The following is a 16,685-nucleotide window of genomic DNA, read 5'->3' as shown; positions in this document are numbered from 1 at the left end:
ATCGGCAGACTCCCGGCACACTATTCGCAAAAACTCTCAGAAATATTCTGATATCCGGATGGGGGCTACCTATAATTCCTGATTATGTTTCCGAGAGGAACCGATGCCTAGCCCCGACCCAGGCAGGCCCGACGCACGGAAAGGGGAGGTCCGAGCCGGCCAAGAGCGCAAGAAAGAGAACGTGCAGTCGTTGCGACGCCAAGCGCGCACGCTGGACGCATTTTTCGATCACTCGCTGACGCCGCTGGTCATTCTCGATCGGGATTTCAATTTTGTCCGCGTCAACGACGCCTACGCCCGCGCCTGCCAGAAACGCCCCGAGGATTTCGCCGGGTGCAATCATTTCGAACTCTATCCGCACGAGGAAAACGAGGCGATTTTCAGTCGCGTCGTCCAGACCGGCGAAGGCTTTCGCATCGACGCCAAACCGTTTGACTTTCCCGACCATCCTGAATGGGGCACGACCTACTGGAACTGGACCCTCACGCCGCTGCTGGACGATCGCGGGCGCGTGGACCAACTGCTGTTCGCCCTGGAAGACGTCACGCGCCACCACCAGGCCCAGCGGCAACTGGCGGCATTGAACTGCCAGCTCCACCGCCGGGCGAACCACCTCCAGGCGATGGCCCTGGAGATCCACCAGGCCGAGCAGCGCGAGCGGCGCCGCCTGGCAGTCCTGCTTCACGACAACCTTCAGCAGTCGTTGGCCGGGGCCAAGCTCAGTCTCACCGCCGCGCGACGCCGCGCCGGCGATGACGCCCTCAAGGACGTGCTCTCGCAGGTGGACAATCTCCTGTCCGATTCGATGGAAGTCTCACGCGTCCTGGCGATGGACCTCAGCCCGCCGATCGTCTACGAGGCCGACCTGGCAGACGCGCTGGGGTGGCTGGGGCGCCAGATGCAGAGCATGCACGGCGTGGACGTGCAGGTGCGCGTCGAGGGCGTTCTGGCCGAACCGGTCGAACCGCTGCGGGTGTTTCTCTTTACCGCCGTGCGAGAGTTGCTGCTGAACGTGGCGCGGCATTCCCAGGCCCAGCGGGCTGACGTCCACCTGCAAAGCACCGACGATCATCTCGAAGTCACCGTCACCGACCAGGGCGTCGGGTTCGATCCCGCGGCGCTTCGGGCGGCCGGTGGGTCGTCGGGCGGGTTCGGTCTCTTCAGCATCGCCCAGCGCATCGAACTGCTGGGCGGTTCGCTGGGCGTCGAGAGCCAGCCCGGGCGCGGAAGCAAGGTGGTGCTGACCGCCCCGATCGGCAAGGCGTCCTTGGGCAAAACGTCCGTCGCGGCGGCGGCCTCGCCACAGCCCGCATCGGACACCGCCCGGAAAGACAAGGTCATCACCGTCCTGCTCGTGGACGACCACAAGGTCATGCGCGAGGGGCTGGCGGCGCTGCTGGGGGAGGAGGAAGATATCGAGATCGTCGGCCAAGCCGCCGACGGAAGAACCGCCATCGACATGGCCCTGCGCACCCGCCCGGACGCAATCATCATGGATATTTCCATGCCCGGCATGAACGGCATCGAAGCGACGTCGCATATCGTCGCCCAGCAACCCGACACCTGCGTGATCGGGCTGTCCATGCACGACCAGTCCGACATGGCCGCCAAGATGCAGCAGGCCGGCGCCAAAGCCTACGTCAGCAAGGGCGGTCCGGCCGAAGACCTCATTGCCGCCATCCGCGCCAACGTCTGCAAGTAGTCCATCCACATCGGGATTTCGTTACCGGATTTGCAGTTTCTCCAGCGCCGTGCGCCCGAGGAAGTCGTGATTGAAGTCTATCGCCCGCGCCAGCCCGGCGGCGAAGGGATTGGCGTTCTCGTCGATCCCGGCGCCCCAGGCGGGGAGATTCGCCCCCCTGCGCAGCGCGTCGCGGGCTTCCATGCCGGCGGGCTTGATGGCGTTGTCGCCGGCCTTCTGAGTGATGAATCGCCACGCCTGTCCGGCCAGCAGATTGGGGAAGATCACCTCCAGCGACCAGAGCCTGGTCAGCCCGGTGCGCATGGCGACGTACTTGGCGATCACGTACGAACCGGACTTGCCCTGCCCGCGCCGCAGGGGCGAGACCTTCTCCGGCAACACGCCGTCGAGGATGCGGGCGGCCGCAGGTCCGCACAGCCACAGCATCGTGCTGCCCTCGGTGGTGTCCTTGATCTTGACGTCGAAATCGCCGGCATGGGTATCGAGATGCGCCATGACGGCGGCGCGGCGCGAGGGGCTGCACGTCAGCAGCCACTCGTCGTCAAGGCGGGCGATCATGCACAGGTCGATGATCTTGCCCGCCGGGTCGCACAGGAGCGTCAGGCGTGACGTGTCATCTTCCTGATGGGCGGCGTCGGCGGTGCAGAGGCGTTCGAGCAGGTCGACGGCCCCGCTGCCCTTGATACGGATTCGCCCGATGGAGGAGATGTCGAAGACGGCAGCGCGGTTACGGGCAGCGTCGGTTTCGCCGGCTGCGTCGCCATAGTGCAGGGGCATCAGGAACCCGTCGGTTTCGCTCATGGCGGCGCCGGCATCGACGTGCTTGTCGTGCAGGGCGGTCTTGGCAGGATCAGGCATGGCGGTCTGCTTTCCTTTATATTCGATTCCGCACGATACAATGGTTTGTCGCCGGCTTCAACCGGGCGTGTCATTATATCGACCAGGTTTTGGCCGGCTGCACGCGGGGGTGGAAAATGAACCCGACGGTGTAATCTTCCCGCCCCCGCGGCCACAAGCTAAATGAGGAGGAGTGAGGCGGTGGGTTGTGAAAACTTCATTCGATTCTTCGAGAATAGCTTCCGTCTTTGCCGCCGGGTTTTTTTGCCTGGGGGCTTTGACTGCTGACGTCAACGCACAAGTCGTTACCGGCGACCCCTTCTGGGGCTACGAAGGCCTGCCGGCGCCTCCGCCGCCTGCCTCGTCCGCTCCGCAAGCACAACTCCCTGCGGACCTGGCGGCGATCGCCTCGGCGACAGATGCCGCATCGACCGAAAAAGCCTTTGCTGAGGCGCTTGCCCTTCGAGGCCAGGACGCTACGGTCTATGACGTCTACGTCAACCGGATGTTGTCGCTGGGACAGATCGAGTCGCTGCGACAGCCGGCCCAGACCCTGGTGCAACTCAACGGCCAAAGCGGTCTAGGCTGGGCCCTGGTGGGGTTCTTCAAAGGCCAGGATGGGATCATGGGCGAGGCCTTCGCCGACACGGTGCGGGCGACCGAGTTGGCGCCCGAGGATCCGTACGTGCTGCAGTTGGCCGGTCAGTTGGCGGCATGGCACGACTTCCAGAGCGGTCGCGTTGCATTGAGTTCCGACATCCGCCAGGCGATGGTTCAACTGAATCGCTTCGCCGACAAGGCGCCGTTCATCGACGGATACAACGCGGCTATGACCGCTCTGCGAGAGCAGGAGCGGGCTGAAGCGGCGGCTGCCGCCACACCGACAGCCCAGCCGTACGCGCCTGAGATCGCGTCGCCGCCGTCGGTGATCTACCAGTATTACCCCCAGTATTACCCGGTGTACCTCGACCCTTACCCGAATTACTACTCGTACTACCCTTACGGATTCCGCTACCCGCAGTTGTTCACGTTCTTCAGCTTCACGGACGGATTCAGACACCACGGCAATCATCATCGCTATCGCGGCGACTGGTGGGGCAGGTCGTGGTGGAAGTCTGGCCGATGGGGCGACCGCGATCGATGGGACGGCCGACGGGGCGGAGACTGGACCAGCAGGCGGCAGGACCGCGACACGGGGGCAACGGCCTTGGCTGCCCCAGCGCTGACGGGCGAGCAGATCTTGCGCGACCCGGTCACCCGGAGCCGCTGGCAAAGCCGGCGCAGCCTGAACGCCCGGACCACGGCTGACAGCCCGCTTGTGATCTCGCAACAGGCCGGCGCCTCCCCTGCCGACCGCACGGCAAGGCGTCAGGCCCTGCGAACCGGCGGGGGCACGGCCCAGTTGCAGGCTCAGCGCCAAGCTGCCGTGACGGCCGAGGCGATTCGCCAGGCTCGCAGGCCGCTCTCCGGCGGCAGCGCGACGGCTGTAGACCGCGCGGGCGCGCGGGCGGCGCGTCGGACTGTCGATGGCGACCGCGTGACAACCGAACGGCGATTGGCCGCCCCGGCGGCGGGAACTCCTTCGATTCGCACGGGCAGGGGTGATGTTCGCCGCGGGACCCAAGACGCCCGTACCGGCGTGACCGCTCGACAAAGCGGTACGCCCGCCATCGACGGCGCAACGGCCCGGACCGCTCGAGAGGCCGCACGCGATAGTACGATCAGGCGCTCCGGCGATGCTCAGGCCGCGGTCGAACGGCAGAACAATGCCAGTGCCCAATCGCCCCAGCAGGCCCAGCCTCAACGCACCAGAGGGGACTCCCGCCGGATCGGCACGGCTGCTCCGACGCGGCAGTTTCAACCGCAGCGAAGCGGTTCGGATACAGCCGCGTTGAGCACGCCCGCCGCTCCGAGTCGGCAGGTTCAGCCCCAGCGCAGCACCCCGGCACCGAGGGTCAGCGCCCCGGCGCCAAGACGGCAGGTTCAACCTCAGCGCAGCACCCCGGCACCGAGGGTCAGCGCTCCGGCCCCGCGACGACAGGTTCAGCCGCAGCGAAGTTCGGCGCCACCGAGGGTTGCGGCCCCGGGCAACAGTTCGCGGCGACCGGCGGTCTCGGCTCCGCGCGGCGGAAACCGCCCGTCGGCCCCGGCGGCACGGTCCGGCGGGGGCGGGCGCGGCGGACGCCGATAGCGGGGGAGAAGAAAACTCGAAATTCGAAATCCGAAACTCGAAACCAGAAACCAGAAGGCAAAAGCGGCAGCGGCGAACCGGCGGTTCGCCGCACGTTTTCATAAAAGAAGAGGCGAGGCCGCTCCCCAGCAAGAGAACGACCTCGCCTCCCGTTGGACTCGATACCGGCGAGGTTAGACCGTCGCGTTGTTCCGGCGGCGAACGAGCTTGCCAGCCACCGCCGCCACCGCCAGACCCAGGCCCAGCAATGTCAGCGGCTCAGGGACCACGCCCTCGCCATTGCTTGCGCCGCCGTTGCTGCCGCCATTGCCGTTGGCCGAACCGGGAACCAGGATATGGTTGCCGATGGAGCCGTTGGCGGCGGCCGACGTCGGGTCGAGTTCCGGCGTGGGCCAACCGATGAACCCGGCGTTCCACAGGGCCAAGTCGGTTTTGTACTTCTTCTTGTTGCTGCCTTTTCCGGTGGTGAAGGTTTCCTTGGGGCCTTGAGCATAGAAGTCGCCCCAGACCGGCGCTGCGTCTGTTTCAAAGCTGAACTCCAGAGTGCGCGTCTTGCGGTTGGGAGAGATCCCCAAGCCGCGGATATCCTGCGGCTGATTCGACAGTGAACTGAACGTTTTGAGCTTGGTCCTGGTCATGGGCGTACTGGAGAAGCTGAGGAAGTCGGCCCCGCCAAGCGAGGTCTCCAGAACCAGCTTCTTGATCTTCCGGCTGGGGACGGTAAGGGAGTAATCATACTGCCACGTTCCGCCCGTCAGTTCGGTCACCGTCCAGGCAATAGACGATGGCCCGGCGCCCCAGGAGCCCGTTCCCAACAGGCCGCCAGTCTGCGAATCAAGGGAGCCGGAAAAGGCCCCCATCGACGGGCTGGCCAGCAACATCAATGAAAATATTGCGCAGATAAACTTCAACATGATAGTTTCCTTCCTTTGATTAATATGAACCCCAAGACAACGTTTCCCCTCCGGCAAGAGCCGCGGCGACAATGCCGCCGTAACACCAGTACTTTATTCTTACCGCCGCCGCAGGTTCAATCATGCCTAACCTGATTTGGCCTTACTCGATTGCCCCATGCCCAAAAAATCGCCACCGGGAAAGAACCGCCTCCCGCCGGCGACGTATAACTGATGACTGGTACTGCTCCTTCTGTTGTTTCCATGCTCCGAATACCCGCCGGGCGGCAGGATGCCTCCCGGCGGGTGTTCTTTTGGAACCGCCCCAAGACTTTTTTTGCACCCTTTTCCGGCTCAGCTTGGATAGAATATCACGTCCTGTCGCGGGGTTAGGCATTCCCACCTGCGGCGGGGAATTGAAATCCGTGCCGGCGGATAACGCTTTTCCCCGGCCCGGGGTCTTTCGATGGTGTGGAGCCAGCGCAGCATGAAATGTCACGTGGGTATAGATATCGGTGCCGTCAGCGCCAGCGCCGCCATTGTCATTGACGATCCGGCCATTGCCCTTGCCGGCGACGACTGGACGCAGGTCACATCCGTCCTCAACAGCGGGCGGCGAATTTACGTCTCCTCGTACCGACGCACGCGGGGCAAACCGCTGGCCGCCGCCCAGGAACTCATGGACCTGGTCGTCCGCACCGTCGGAAGCGACAACGTCACCTCGGTCTGCCTGACCGGCAGCGGTTCCAAGATCGCCGCCGCCACCCTCGGCGCCCGGCGCGTCAACGAGTTTAAAGCTATCGCCTCGGCGCTGCGGGCGCTGGGGGTGCAGGCTCGCACCGTCTTTGAAGTCGGAGGTGAAAGCAGCAAGTACCTGCGGCTCAAGCAGGGCCCCGACGGCTATGATATCGTCGACTACGCCACCAACGGCGACTGCGCTGCCGGCACGGGCTCGTTCATCGATCAGCAGGCCGGGCGGCTGAAGTACCGCATTGAGGATATCGGCGCCCTGGTCGCCGGGGCGCAGCGGTCGGCGCAGGTGGCCGGGCGGTGCAGCGTCTTCGCCAAGAGCGACATGATCCACGCCCAGCAGAAGGGATACACCCCCGCCGAGGTTCTGGGCGGTCTGTGCGTGGCCGTGGCTCGCAACTTCCGCACGGCGGTGGTTCGATCGCACCCGGTCGAGCCGCCCGTGGCGCTGATCGGCGGCGTGGCGGCCAATTCCGCCGTCGTTGCGGCCATCCAGGAAGCGTTCGGTCTCGATGCCGGCGAGTTCCTGGTGCCGGATCATTTTGCCGAGGTTCCCGCCATCGGCGCCGCGGTGGTCGCCGCCGAGGGCGCCGGCGGGCAGGCGCTGTCGCGGTTGTCGGACCTTCGCGCCGCCAGCGACAGCGCCCACGGGACCTTCCCCACCACCGCCCCGCTGAGCCTGGACAACGTGGTGCTGCTGCGCAACGAGGTGACGCAGTACCGCCATGATTATTCCCAGGGACCCATCGACGCGTACATGGGCATCGACATCGGCAGCGTCTCGACGAACGTCGTGGTGATCGACGACGCCGGGCGGATGGTCGCGGAGATCTACACCCGCACGCTGGGCCGTCCCATCGAGGTCGTCGCCGAGGCGCTGAAGGAAATCGAGTCGCAATGGGGCGACCGCCTGAATATCCGCGGCGTGGGGACCACCGGTTCGGGGCGCGAGCTCATCGGGGCTCTGATCGGCGCCGACGCCGTCAACGACGAGATCACCGCCCACAAGACCGGCGCCAACTACGTCGGAAGCACCATGCTCGGCGGGCGCATGCCCGACACCATCTTCGAGATCGGCGGGCAGGACTCCAAGTACATCTCCCTCGACCGCGGCGTGGTGGTCGACTTCACCATGAACGAAGCCTGCGCCGCCGGAACGGGAAGCTTTCTCGAAGAGCGGGCCGAAGAACTCGATATCGCCATCAAGAACGAGTTCGCCGCCCTGGCGATGTCCAGCCGCTCCCCCATCCGACTGGGCGAGCGATGCACCGTCTTCATGGAACGCGACGTCAACAGCTACCTCCAGCGCGGCGCGTCCAAGGCCGACCTCGTCGCCGGGCTGGCGTACTCGGTCGTCTACAACTACATCAACCGCGTCGTCCGCGGGCGAAAGATCGGCAACTGCATCTTCTTCCAGGGCGGAACGGCGTACAACGACGCGGTAGCCGCGGCGTTCGCGGCCGTCACGGGTAAGCAGATCATCGTCCCGCCGCACAACGGAGTGATCGGGGCGATCGGCTCGGCATTGCTGGCTCGCGACAAGATGACGGCCAACGGTCACGCGCGCCCGCGAGGCGGGCAGACGAGCCTGGGCGGCATGTACGTCAGCATGCGTGGAAATGCCGAGGAGGACGCGGCGCCGGTCAGCAACTTCCGCGGGTATGACATGGCGGCAGTGGATTATTCGCTGCGCGAGTTCACGTGCAAGGGCTGCTCGAACCATTGCCAGATCCAGGAGTTCAACGTCGAGGGCGACAAGACCTACTGGGGCGACAAGTGCTCCGACCGCTACCGCAAAGCCGCCCGCAGCCACACCAAGCCGGTCATCGAAGACCTGATGTCCCTGCGGCGCAAGTGGATGATGGACGATTCGTTCATGCCCGACGCGGCGCCGACGGGACCGCGGGTGGGCCTGCCCAACACCATGTTCGCCCTGGAGTGGATGCCGCTGTGGCGCACGCTGCTGTCGCACCTGGGAATGCAGGTGGTGCTCTCGGAGGCGACCAACAAGAAGATCGTGCAGGCGGGTCTGGCCAGCGTGGTGGCCGAACCGTGCTTCCCGATCATCGTCGCGCACGGGCACGTGGCCGACCTGGCCGACAAGGGCGTCGACTACATCTTCATGCCCAATATCATCTCCAGCGACACCCAGTGGCGCAATACCGAGGCGCACCTGTGCCCCTGGCACCAGACGCTGCCCTTTGTGGTGCGCCGCGCCCCAGCCCTGCGCGACGCGGGCGGCCGCTTCCTCACGCCGGTGATCCACTTCCGCGAAGGGCGCGACTTCGTCTGCCGCGAGTTCGTCGAGTTCTTCCGCCGCCATGAACTGGGCAAGCGCCTGGGCCTGACCCGCCGCCGAATTGCCGACGCCCTGAAGGTGGCCTTTGCCGCCCAGGACGCCTTCAACGCCCGGCGCCTCCAGGCCGGACGCCACGCCCTGCGCGACCTGGCCAACGCCGCCGCGCCGGGCATCGTCCTGCTGGGGCGGCCTTACAATATCCACGACGCCGGCGTGAACCTCTCGGTCGCCGCCAAGCTGCGCGACAACTACGGCGTCAACTGCATCCCGCAGGACTTCCTGGATACCGAGAGCGTAGACGTCTGCGAGATCAACGCCCAGATGTACTGGGCCCTGGGGCGCAAGATCCTCGCCGCCGGAAAGATCGTCGCCCGACACGACAACCTGCACATCATCTATATCACCAACTTCAAGTGCGGGCCCGATTCGTTCATCAAGCACTTCGTCACGCTGGCCTCGGGCAAGCCGTTCCTGACCCTCCAGTTCGACGGCCACAGCAACGACGCCGGTATGATGACCCGCTGCGAGGCCTACCTCGACAGCAAAGGCATCCTGCGCCCCTGGCGCGTAGACGAAAAACTCGCCGCCGTCGGTTCGTAGTACCGCCGCAAGGCGTTCATTCTGGCAACGTAAGACGTTCAGCAAATTGCTAACCGTTATTCGTCGCGGTAGAATGAAATTGAAGTCGGAGCCTGACCATGACCGCGCAGGAAATCAAAGAACGGGCATTACGCCTCCCCCCCACCGAACGGGCAGCACTGATCGATGCTCTCATGTCAAGTTTTGATCGGCCCAATGCAGAAGAGATAGACGCCGCCTGGGCCGAGGAAGCTGAAAAACGGCTTGATGAGATGGACAGCGGGCAGGTGAAAGGGATTCCCGCAGAGGAAGTCTTCCGCAAGATCGACCAGAAAAGGTGAAGTCGGTGCATATCGAATTTCATCCGGCTGCGGAAGCGGAACTGAACGAGGCCATTGATTACTACAACCAACAGGCGCGGGTTTGGGATTTGAATTTGCCTGGGAATCGCGACAGGCAACCGACCGGATACTGAAGAATCCCCTTGCTTGGCCCTTGGCGGGCTAGCGCACTCGTCGCTGTCGAATCCGGCATTTCCCCTATGGTGTTGTCTACCATAGTCACTCTCAGGGCGTGAAGATTCTGGCGATAATGCACCTCCACCGCAAACCCGGCTATTGGCAGAATAGAAAATGATCCGGCCGATCTTTATCCCCCGTTAGCTCCCTCTGGCGTAAGAACCATCGCTCCTGTACCGTGTTCCTTACGTGGAACCTTTTCTGGAGATCGCCATGCTTCGCAAGATGCTGCTCGTTGTAACGATCCTGTGGCTTGCCCTGCCTGCGGCGGCCTATGAGCCGCTGCATCCACCGCTGGATTGCATGAAGCGGTTTTCGCTGCGGGAGTGGGCGGTGGTCGGGTTCCATTACCGCACCGGGCATGACTACAGCAGCGAGTTCTACGCCACCGCCAAGGCGGCCGGCTTCAACGTCCTCATGGACGGAGCCGGCGGGCTCGACAACGCCAAGGCCAACGACATGAAGATCATGGTCGCGGCCATCTGGTACGACCTGCCCAAGCTCCAGGCCCTGGGCGACAAGGTCTTCAAACACCCCAGCGTGATCGGGTTCAACCTCTGGGACAACGCCTCGGGCCTGCCGCGACAGACGCTGCAGTGCGCCGGATGGCTCAAGGAAAACCACCCGACGCTCATCGCATACCTGGCCGAGAACCCCAACCCCGGCCACCAGGCCCGCACCCCCATGCCCGTACTCTCGACGCAGAATTACGCCTTCGGGTACAACAACACCGGGCCCGACCATATCAAGCGCATGAATTACTGCAACTCGCTCGAAGGCGACCGACTCAACGCCAACAAGCTCAACATGACCTTCTGGCCGATCTACGCCGCCCTGGCCGCGCGAGAATCCGTCGCCGACAGCGAGATCCGTTTCCAGAACTACTCAGCCGTGGCGTACGGGGCCTCGGGCGTGATGTCGTTTGCCTATTCCTCTTCGGGCAAGCGCCCGCAGTGGAACGCCAAGACCGGCAACGTCTACCGGACCAACGCCGAGGTCGGCGCGTACATCAACGGGGTCGTCGGGCGGCACGTTTTCGGCTGCCGCAGCACGGGCGTGTACCACACCGCCGGCGGCGGCGATAAACCCTACGGCGCGCTCGATGTCGGGGCAGGCAAGCTCATCGAGAGCATGGACGATTCGCTGCTGGCCGGTGTGCTGGTCGTCGAGGACGGCTTCGAGAACTTCAAGGCCGGCAATAGCAAGCCCGCTTACGTGATGGTCGTCGACAAGCGGACGAACTTCACCCGCCGCCCCGAGGCGCCGGCGCGCACCGTCCACCTGACCTTCGGCCCGGGCGCTGACGTGGCAGAAATCCTGCCGCCCCCCGGCGCCGCGCCCAACGCCGTGCGCATTATCCAACCGGCCTGGACGGTCGCTCTGGATGGCCTCAAGGCCGGCGACGGCAGGCTGATCCGCCTCGACCCGAGCGACCTGGACAAGGTGCTGCACAGCGGCACAAAAGACCTGTATCTCCAGATCGTGGCCGCCTGCAGCCAGCAGCGGCAAAAGGCCCTCGCCGGACAAGCAACGCTTGCGGACTTCCAAGCCGTCGAAGCGCAGGCGGCCAAGACCGTCGAGAAGATCCATGGCATCATGGGGCCAGTCGAAGGCAAGACAGGTCTCTCGCAGCAGAGCGCCGACACGCTGGCCCGCCTGAAAGCGGCCCTCGATTCGCTGCGGCAAGAGCTTTACGCCTCGCAGGTCGTCGTGGACGGCCAGGTCGGCCGCACGGTTTTCGTCGGCCAGGGCTCGGTCGAGTTGCGGCCGCTGCTGAAGGGCGCCGTCATCCGCTATACGCTCGACGGATCGGAGCCGACGGCGGCCTCGCCGGTCTATGACAAACCGCTGACGCTCAAGGCTAAGACCATCCTGACCGCGCGCACCTGGACCGACAAAGGCCCCGCCGCGGCCGCGGCGAAACCCGTCACCCTCACGCGCGTCTCGGGCGACGCCGGCGGCGGGATCAAGATCAACTTCGGTCCCAAGGATGCGGCCGTCGAGGGCTATTTTGTCGACAGCGGCGAGATGTTCGGCGTTCATGGCGATCGGGCGTACGGCTGGAACGTGGACATGACCGCCTCGGCCGCGCGGCGTAAAGGGGCCGACCCGCTCAAGTGTACGCAGGTGGCCTTCATGCCCCGCAGCACCTGGAGCATCCTGCTGGCCAACGGCACGTACGAGGTGACGGTCTGCATCGGCGACGCCGAGGGCAAGATCGAGAACGGCACGGTCGTCGCCAACGGCGTGGAGTTCTGCAGAGACCTGGTCGTCAACCGCGGCGAGCACCGCGAGATCGTCAAGAGCGTCGAGGTCAAAGACGGGCGATTGACCCTCTCCAGCCACGACCGCCTCCGCGCCGGCCGCCTGACGCGAATCAACTATCTGCTCATCACCAGGAAGTGAACCGCCCCCGGACACAAACCTTCAAGCTGCGATGTTCCATGCGGCGAGGATAGACGATATAGTAAGGTAAGTTTTCCGGAGAGGTGACAGAGCGGCCGAATGTGCAGCACTGGAAATGCTGTGTGCCCCAAAAGGGTACCGCGGGTTCGAATCCCGCCCTCTCCGTTTGGCAAAAGAGTTTTCCTTTTGGGTGGGACCGCAGCGTCATACGGGGCATGCTACGAACCCGTTGCCTGAGCATCGTCGCACTGGGGAAAGTAAAGCGTGAAGGTGCTGCCCTGCCCGAGGCGGCTCTCGACGTCGATGATTCCACCGCTCTGCTTGACGAAACCGTAGACCATGGCCAGCCCCAGCCCGGTGCCGCGCCCCACTTCCTTGGTCGTGAAGAACGGCTCGAAGAGTCTGGACAGGGTCGCATCGTCCATACCACATCCAGTGTCGGCGACCGCCACGGCTGCATAGACCCCCGCGACGGCGTCGGGATATTTCTGGAGGATCGGATCGTCCAGCCGCCTGCGGGAGACCTCGATCGTCAGTTCGCCGCCGTCGGGCATGGCGTCGCGGGCGTTGGCCACCAGGTTGATCAGGGCCTGCTGCAGCTGGGTGGGGTCGACTTCCACCAGGCATCGATCGCAAGAGGCGGACACCGAAAGGCGCACGTGCTCGCCAACCATGTGCGGGACGGCCTTGATGATGTCGACTACGATCTCCACCAGATCCACCCGCTGGGGAGTCAGCATCTGCGTTCGGCTGAAGGCCAGCAGTTGACCGGTCAGGAGAGTGGAACGCTGGGCGGCCTTGAGGATTTCCTGAACCTGGTCGACGCCGCTGTCCAGAACCAGCGAGCGACGCAGGAGCATCTCGGCGAAGCCTTTGATCACGGTGAGTTGATTGCGGAAGTCGTGAGCCACTCCGCCGGCCAGTTGTCCGATAGCCTCCATCTTCTGCGACTGTCGAAGCTGCTCCTGGAGCCGGCGGCGATCGGTGATGTCGCGGACGAAAACCAGATTCGCCTCGCCGCCCTTGTAGCGGATCGGCGCCGCGGCGGTCTCGACCGGAACCCGCGAGCCGTCAAGGCGGAGGAATTCCTGGTCCATCGCCGAGACGGCCTGGCCGGTCTCGCGCTGAAAGCGGATGCGATCTCGCACCTTCTGGTGATACTCCGGAGCGATTCGAGGGAAGAAATCCTTGCCCAGAAGTTCCTCAGGCGTCGAGGCCCCCATGATCTTGAGCAAGGCCTGGTTGACAAAGGCAAATCGCCCTTCGCTCTGGACAAAGAAGCCTTCCGGCGCCGCCTCGATGAAGGAGCGGAATCGCGCCTCGCTTTCCGACAGAGCCTCCTGGGCCTCCTTGCGCTGGGTGGCGTCCTCCAGGCACAACAGCAAGCGCGCCTGCCCCGCCGGCTGGATCATCGCCGTCGAGGCGATCAGGACCGCCTCCTGACGCTGTGCGTCTTTGACGCGGACCATTCTCTGCTCGACGTCCTGATGGGCCTGTCCCGTCGCCAACGTGTCCTGGATGGTCTGGAGCAGCGAGCACTGGGGGCAGTGGGGGCCAAACCCGCACCCGCGCGGGTCGTCATTGGCATGGATGCACCCCAGCACGCCGCAGACGCGCTGGCCCACGAGCTGGTCCTGGGGCAAGCCGACAAACCGCGCGCCCGCGCGATTGGCAAAGACGATGTTGCGGTCCCGATCCGTCAGGAATGTCATGATCGAAATGTTGTCATGAACCGCCCGCAGTTCTTCCTGCTGGGCGCCAAGCGTCGAGGCCGTTCGCAGCGCCGCCACGCCATACGCCACATCGCCGGCCAGTTCCTCCAGCAGCGCCGCCTCCTGCGGGGTGAAGGCGTCGGCCACGCCGGCGCAAACGGTCAACGCCCCGAAGGCCTTACCGTCGAGCATCAGGGGAAACGCCGCGCTGGAAAGGAACCCGTGTGCGGTAGCCATCTCGCGCCACGGGGCATAACGAGAGTCATCGGCCGTGCGCTGAACAATACTCGGCCGCCCCGTGCGGATGGCCGTTCCGGTGGGTCCCCGCCCTCGCGGGGTGTCGGCCCAGGTGACGCGAGCATCGTCTAGATAAACCTGGTCTGCCCCCGCCTGGGCGACGCCGCGGACGCTCTTGCCTTCGTCGTCCTCTCTCATGCTGATGCAGACAAATGGATAGCCGCCCACCCCGTGGATGATCCGGCAGATCTCGCCGTGCATCAGCGACTCCTCTGTCGCGCGGATGATCGCCTGGTTGCAGTCGCTGATCGCCCGCAGCGAGCGGTTCAGGCGGAGCATCTCCTGCTGCGACTGGCGCTGGTCGGCCACGTCGCGGAAGACCAGCACCACGCCGGCGGTGCGGCCGTGTTCGTCGCGAACCGGCGCGCCGCTGTCGGCGATGGGGCACTCGCTGCCGTCGCGGGCGATCAGGAGCGTGTGGTTGGCCAGACCGACGATGACCCCTTCGCGCAGGACTCGCCCGACGGGGCTTTCCACTTCCAGGCGGGTATCCTCATTGATGATGCGAAAGACCTGATCGAGGGGCTTGCCCAGCGCTTGGGCCTCGGTCCAACCAGTCAACTGCTCGGCCACGCCGTTCATGCGGGAGACGCATCCGGTCGCGTCGGTTGAGATCACGCCGTCGCCGATGCCATAGAACGTCGCGCGGATCTCCTCCTGGACCTGGCGGCGCTGCCGTTCAGCCAGGAACAGGCTTTGATAGAGATTCCGCTGGCGGCGGTGATACACCAGCGCCGTCGCACCGCCGGTCATGAGGGTCAGCAGCGCCGCAAGAAGCAGCGCCACCCATCCGCGATACGCCGCTTCGGAGAGAATCTCGCGCGCGTCCACCTTGGCGATGATGAACCAGGGCGTCAGCGGCACCGGCCGAACATCCGCCAGGACCTCCACGCCCCGGTAATCGCGCCCGCTGAACCTTCCGCTCTGGCCCATCGCCGCCCGCACCGCCGGAACGTCCGCTTTCGACATCGGAATCCGAACGGTCAAAGCCGCATCGCCGCGGTGGCGGAGCTTGTTGAGGAACAGCACGTCGTCTGCCTCTTTGCGGATCAGCAATGTCTCCGAAGTCCGGCTGGGCGTTGGCCACATCTGGAGAAGCGGATACAGAGAGTGCTCTGGATCGCTCCGCAGGAGAATGACGGCGATGGGCTGCCCGTCGCCGCCCAGGACAGGGGCCCCCACATCGTGATGAATCCGCCGGCATGAGGGGCAGTGCAGGAGGTCGCCCGCCATGGCGGCACGTGACGCAACGATCCTGGCGACCAATAGCGCCGCGCTGTCGTCCAGGGACTCCAGGTGGGCGTCCAGTGATAACAGGCGCCGCCCGTTGGCGTCGGCGAGGATCGCATTCTCATATCCTTTGATCCTCTGCAACATACGCAGATGCTCTACGATGGCGGCCTTGGACGCCTCGTCAGCACCGCCAGACCACCGGGCGACATCGGATTGCAGAATGTGCATCGCAGCCAGTTGCGCATCGGCGAGCCTCTCATTCTGCCAGGCGACGATCTGGTCCACCTTCAACTTGGCGATGGCCGACAGTTGCGTATATGCCGCCTGGCGAACCTGGGATATCTCGTGCCGGGCGTAAAAAACGCTGCTGAACGCCACGGCCGCAACCAACGCCAGGGAAACCAGGATCGGCCCTTTGGCAACGGGGTTCGGTGACGCCGATTCCAGAGGCCCCGTCACGAGAAGCGACAGCGGCCAGACCTGCGGACCGGACCCTGCCAGAACACTCAAACCCAGAAGCCCCATGGCGACGGCCGTTGGCAAAGCCATGGGAATCGTCCGGCTGCCATAGAGAACCGGTGCGCCGGCGGCGTAGCTCAGAAGGACGACGAAAAGGCATAGGCTCGCCATAAGAAGCAGAATCGACGACGCCTGGCACAGCCACCGGCGGCCGCATTGGCGCAATTGGAACAGCAGCGCCGTTGCGATGGGCAGGAAGACCGCCGCCGTCAGCGGCGACATTCGCCCGATGGGGATCTCGTCCACCTTGGCGGTGGTGGGCGACAACCACCGCTCCAGCGGCAATTCGAAGTCAAACGCCCCCTGGGCCAACACCAACAGCCCCATGGCGATGGCAGCAAGCACTCCCAGCAGCACCAGGCCGCCGGCGACGGCCCGCGACGGATAGCGCGGGCGCAGAACAGCGCAGGCGCTGAGCAGCAGGATCAGCACCGCGGTGCTCGGGGCTATCGGGACCAGGCCGCGCCCCCACGAGGCCAAGTCCCACCGGTCGAGCAACCAGCAGACGATCGCCTGTGCCGCCGTCAGACCCGACGCCAACGCCAGAAAGACAGCAGCCAGCCGCATCCAGCGCGGACTGGCCGGCGGGGTTCGTTCAGGTGCCGTCGCCATGAACACTTCCTTTCACGTCGACCTCGACATGTTCCGTAAAACATGGACCGGACCAACAATATCCTGAAGACAGACGTGATTATAATCTCCTCCGACGGCGAAAAGAACAGCCACTGCTTCAGCGGCCTTCAATCAAG

General features: G+C 64.7%; 9 protein-coding genes and 1 tRNA gene. 7 read left to right on the top strand and 3 right to left on the bottom strand.

Annotation, left to right across the window (positions count from 1 at the left end):
- Positions 1–181 precede the first annotated feature (181 nt).
- Positions 182–1,702, top strand: coding sequence for a response regulator (locus tag ABFD92_05080; protein ID MEN6503890.1), 1,521 nt, complete (start codon positions 182–184; stop codon positions 1,700–1,702).
- A gap of 21 nt (positions 1,703–1,723) precedes the next feature.
- On the opposite strand, the gene ABFD92_05075 is transcribed toward ABFD92_05080, so the two are convergent.
- Positions 1,724–2,560 carry a hypothetical protein gene (locus tag ABFD92_05075; GenBank protein MEN6503889.1) on the bottom strand — a complete coding sequence of 279 codons (837 nt, stop codon included), beginning with the start codon at positions 2,558–2,560 and terminating at the stop codon, positions 1,724–1,726.
- A gap of 187 nt (positions 2,561–2,747) precedes the next feature.
- On the opposite strand from ABFD92_05075, the gene ABFD92_05070 reads away from it, so the two are divergent.
- Entirely contained in the window at positions 2,748–4,730 is a 1,983-nt protein-coding gene (locus ABFD92_05070) for a hypothetical protein (protein ID MEN6503888.1), read from the top strand.
- Positions 4,731–4,903: 173 nt separating this feature from the next.
- Here the strand turns inward: ABFD92_05070 and ABFD92_05065 are convergent, their stop codons facing one another.
- A complete protein-coding gene (locus tag ABFD92_05065) occupies positions 4,904–5,644 on the bottom strand; it encodes a PEP-CTERM sorting domain-containing protein (GenBank protein MEN6503887.1) in 741 nt (246 codons plus the stop codon).
- Positions 5,645–6,122: 478 nt separating this feature from the next.
- On the opposite strand from ABFD92_05065, the gene ABFD92_05060 reads away from it, so the two are divergent.
- The 5 genes from ABFD92_05060 to ABFD92_05040 all read left to right on the top strand — a co-directional run bounded on the left by ABFD92_05060 (position 6,123) and on the right by ABFD92_05040 (position 12,340).
- A complete protein-coding gene (locus ABFD92_05060) occupies positions 6,123–9,272 on the top strand; it encodes an acyl-CoA dehydratase activase (protein MEN6503886.1) in 3,150 nt (1,049 codons plus the stop codon).
- A 98-nt stretch (positions 9,273–9,370) separates the two neighbouring features.
- The gene (locus tag ABFD92_05055; protein ID MEN6503885.1) at positions 9,371–9,592 is read left to right on the top strand and encodes an addiction module protein; all 222 of its coding nucleotides are present in this window, start codon (positions 9,371–9,373) and stop codon (positions 9,590–9,592) included.
- Positions 9,593–9,597: 5 nt separating this feature from the next.
- Positions 9,598–9,726: a hypothetical protein gene (locus tag ABFD92_05050; GenBank protein ID MEN6503884.1), complete on the top strand. Its 129-nt coding sequence runs from the start codon at positions 9,598–9,600 to the stop codon at positions 9,724–9,726.
- Positions 9,727–9,982: 256 nt separating this feature from the next.
- Positions 9,983–12,175, top strand: a complete 2,193-nt coding sequence (locus tag ABFD92_05045) for a chitobiase/beta-hexosaminidase C-terminal domain-containing protein (protein ID MEN6503883.1) — start codon at positions 9,983–9,985, stop codon at positions 12,173–12,175.
- Positions 12,176–12,252: 77 nt separating this feature from the next.
- Positions 12,253–12,340: transfer RNA gene (locus ABFD92_05040), tRNA-Ser, on the top strand.
- A 53-nt stretch (positions 12,341–12,393) separates the two neighbouring features.
- On the opposite strand, the gene ABFD92_05035 is transcribed toward ABFD92_05040, so the two are convergent.
- Complete coding sequence (locus ABFD92_05035) at positions 12,394–16,548, bottom strand: PAS domain S-box protein (protein MEN6503882.1); 4,155 nt, start codon at positions 16,546–16,548, stop codon at positions 12,394–12,396.
- Between the last annotated feature and the right edge of the window lie 137 nt (positions 16,549–16,685).

The sequence above is a fragment of the Planctomycetaceae bacterium genome (assembly GCA_039680605.1).
Taxonomy (GTDB): domain Bacteria; phylum Planctomycetota; class Phycisphaerae; order SM23-33; family SM23-33; genus JAJFUU01.
This window is presented reverse-complemented; position numbering and strand designations above follow the sequence as displayed.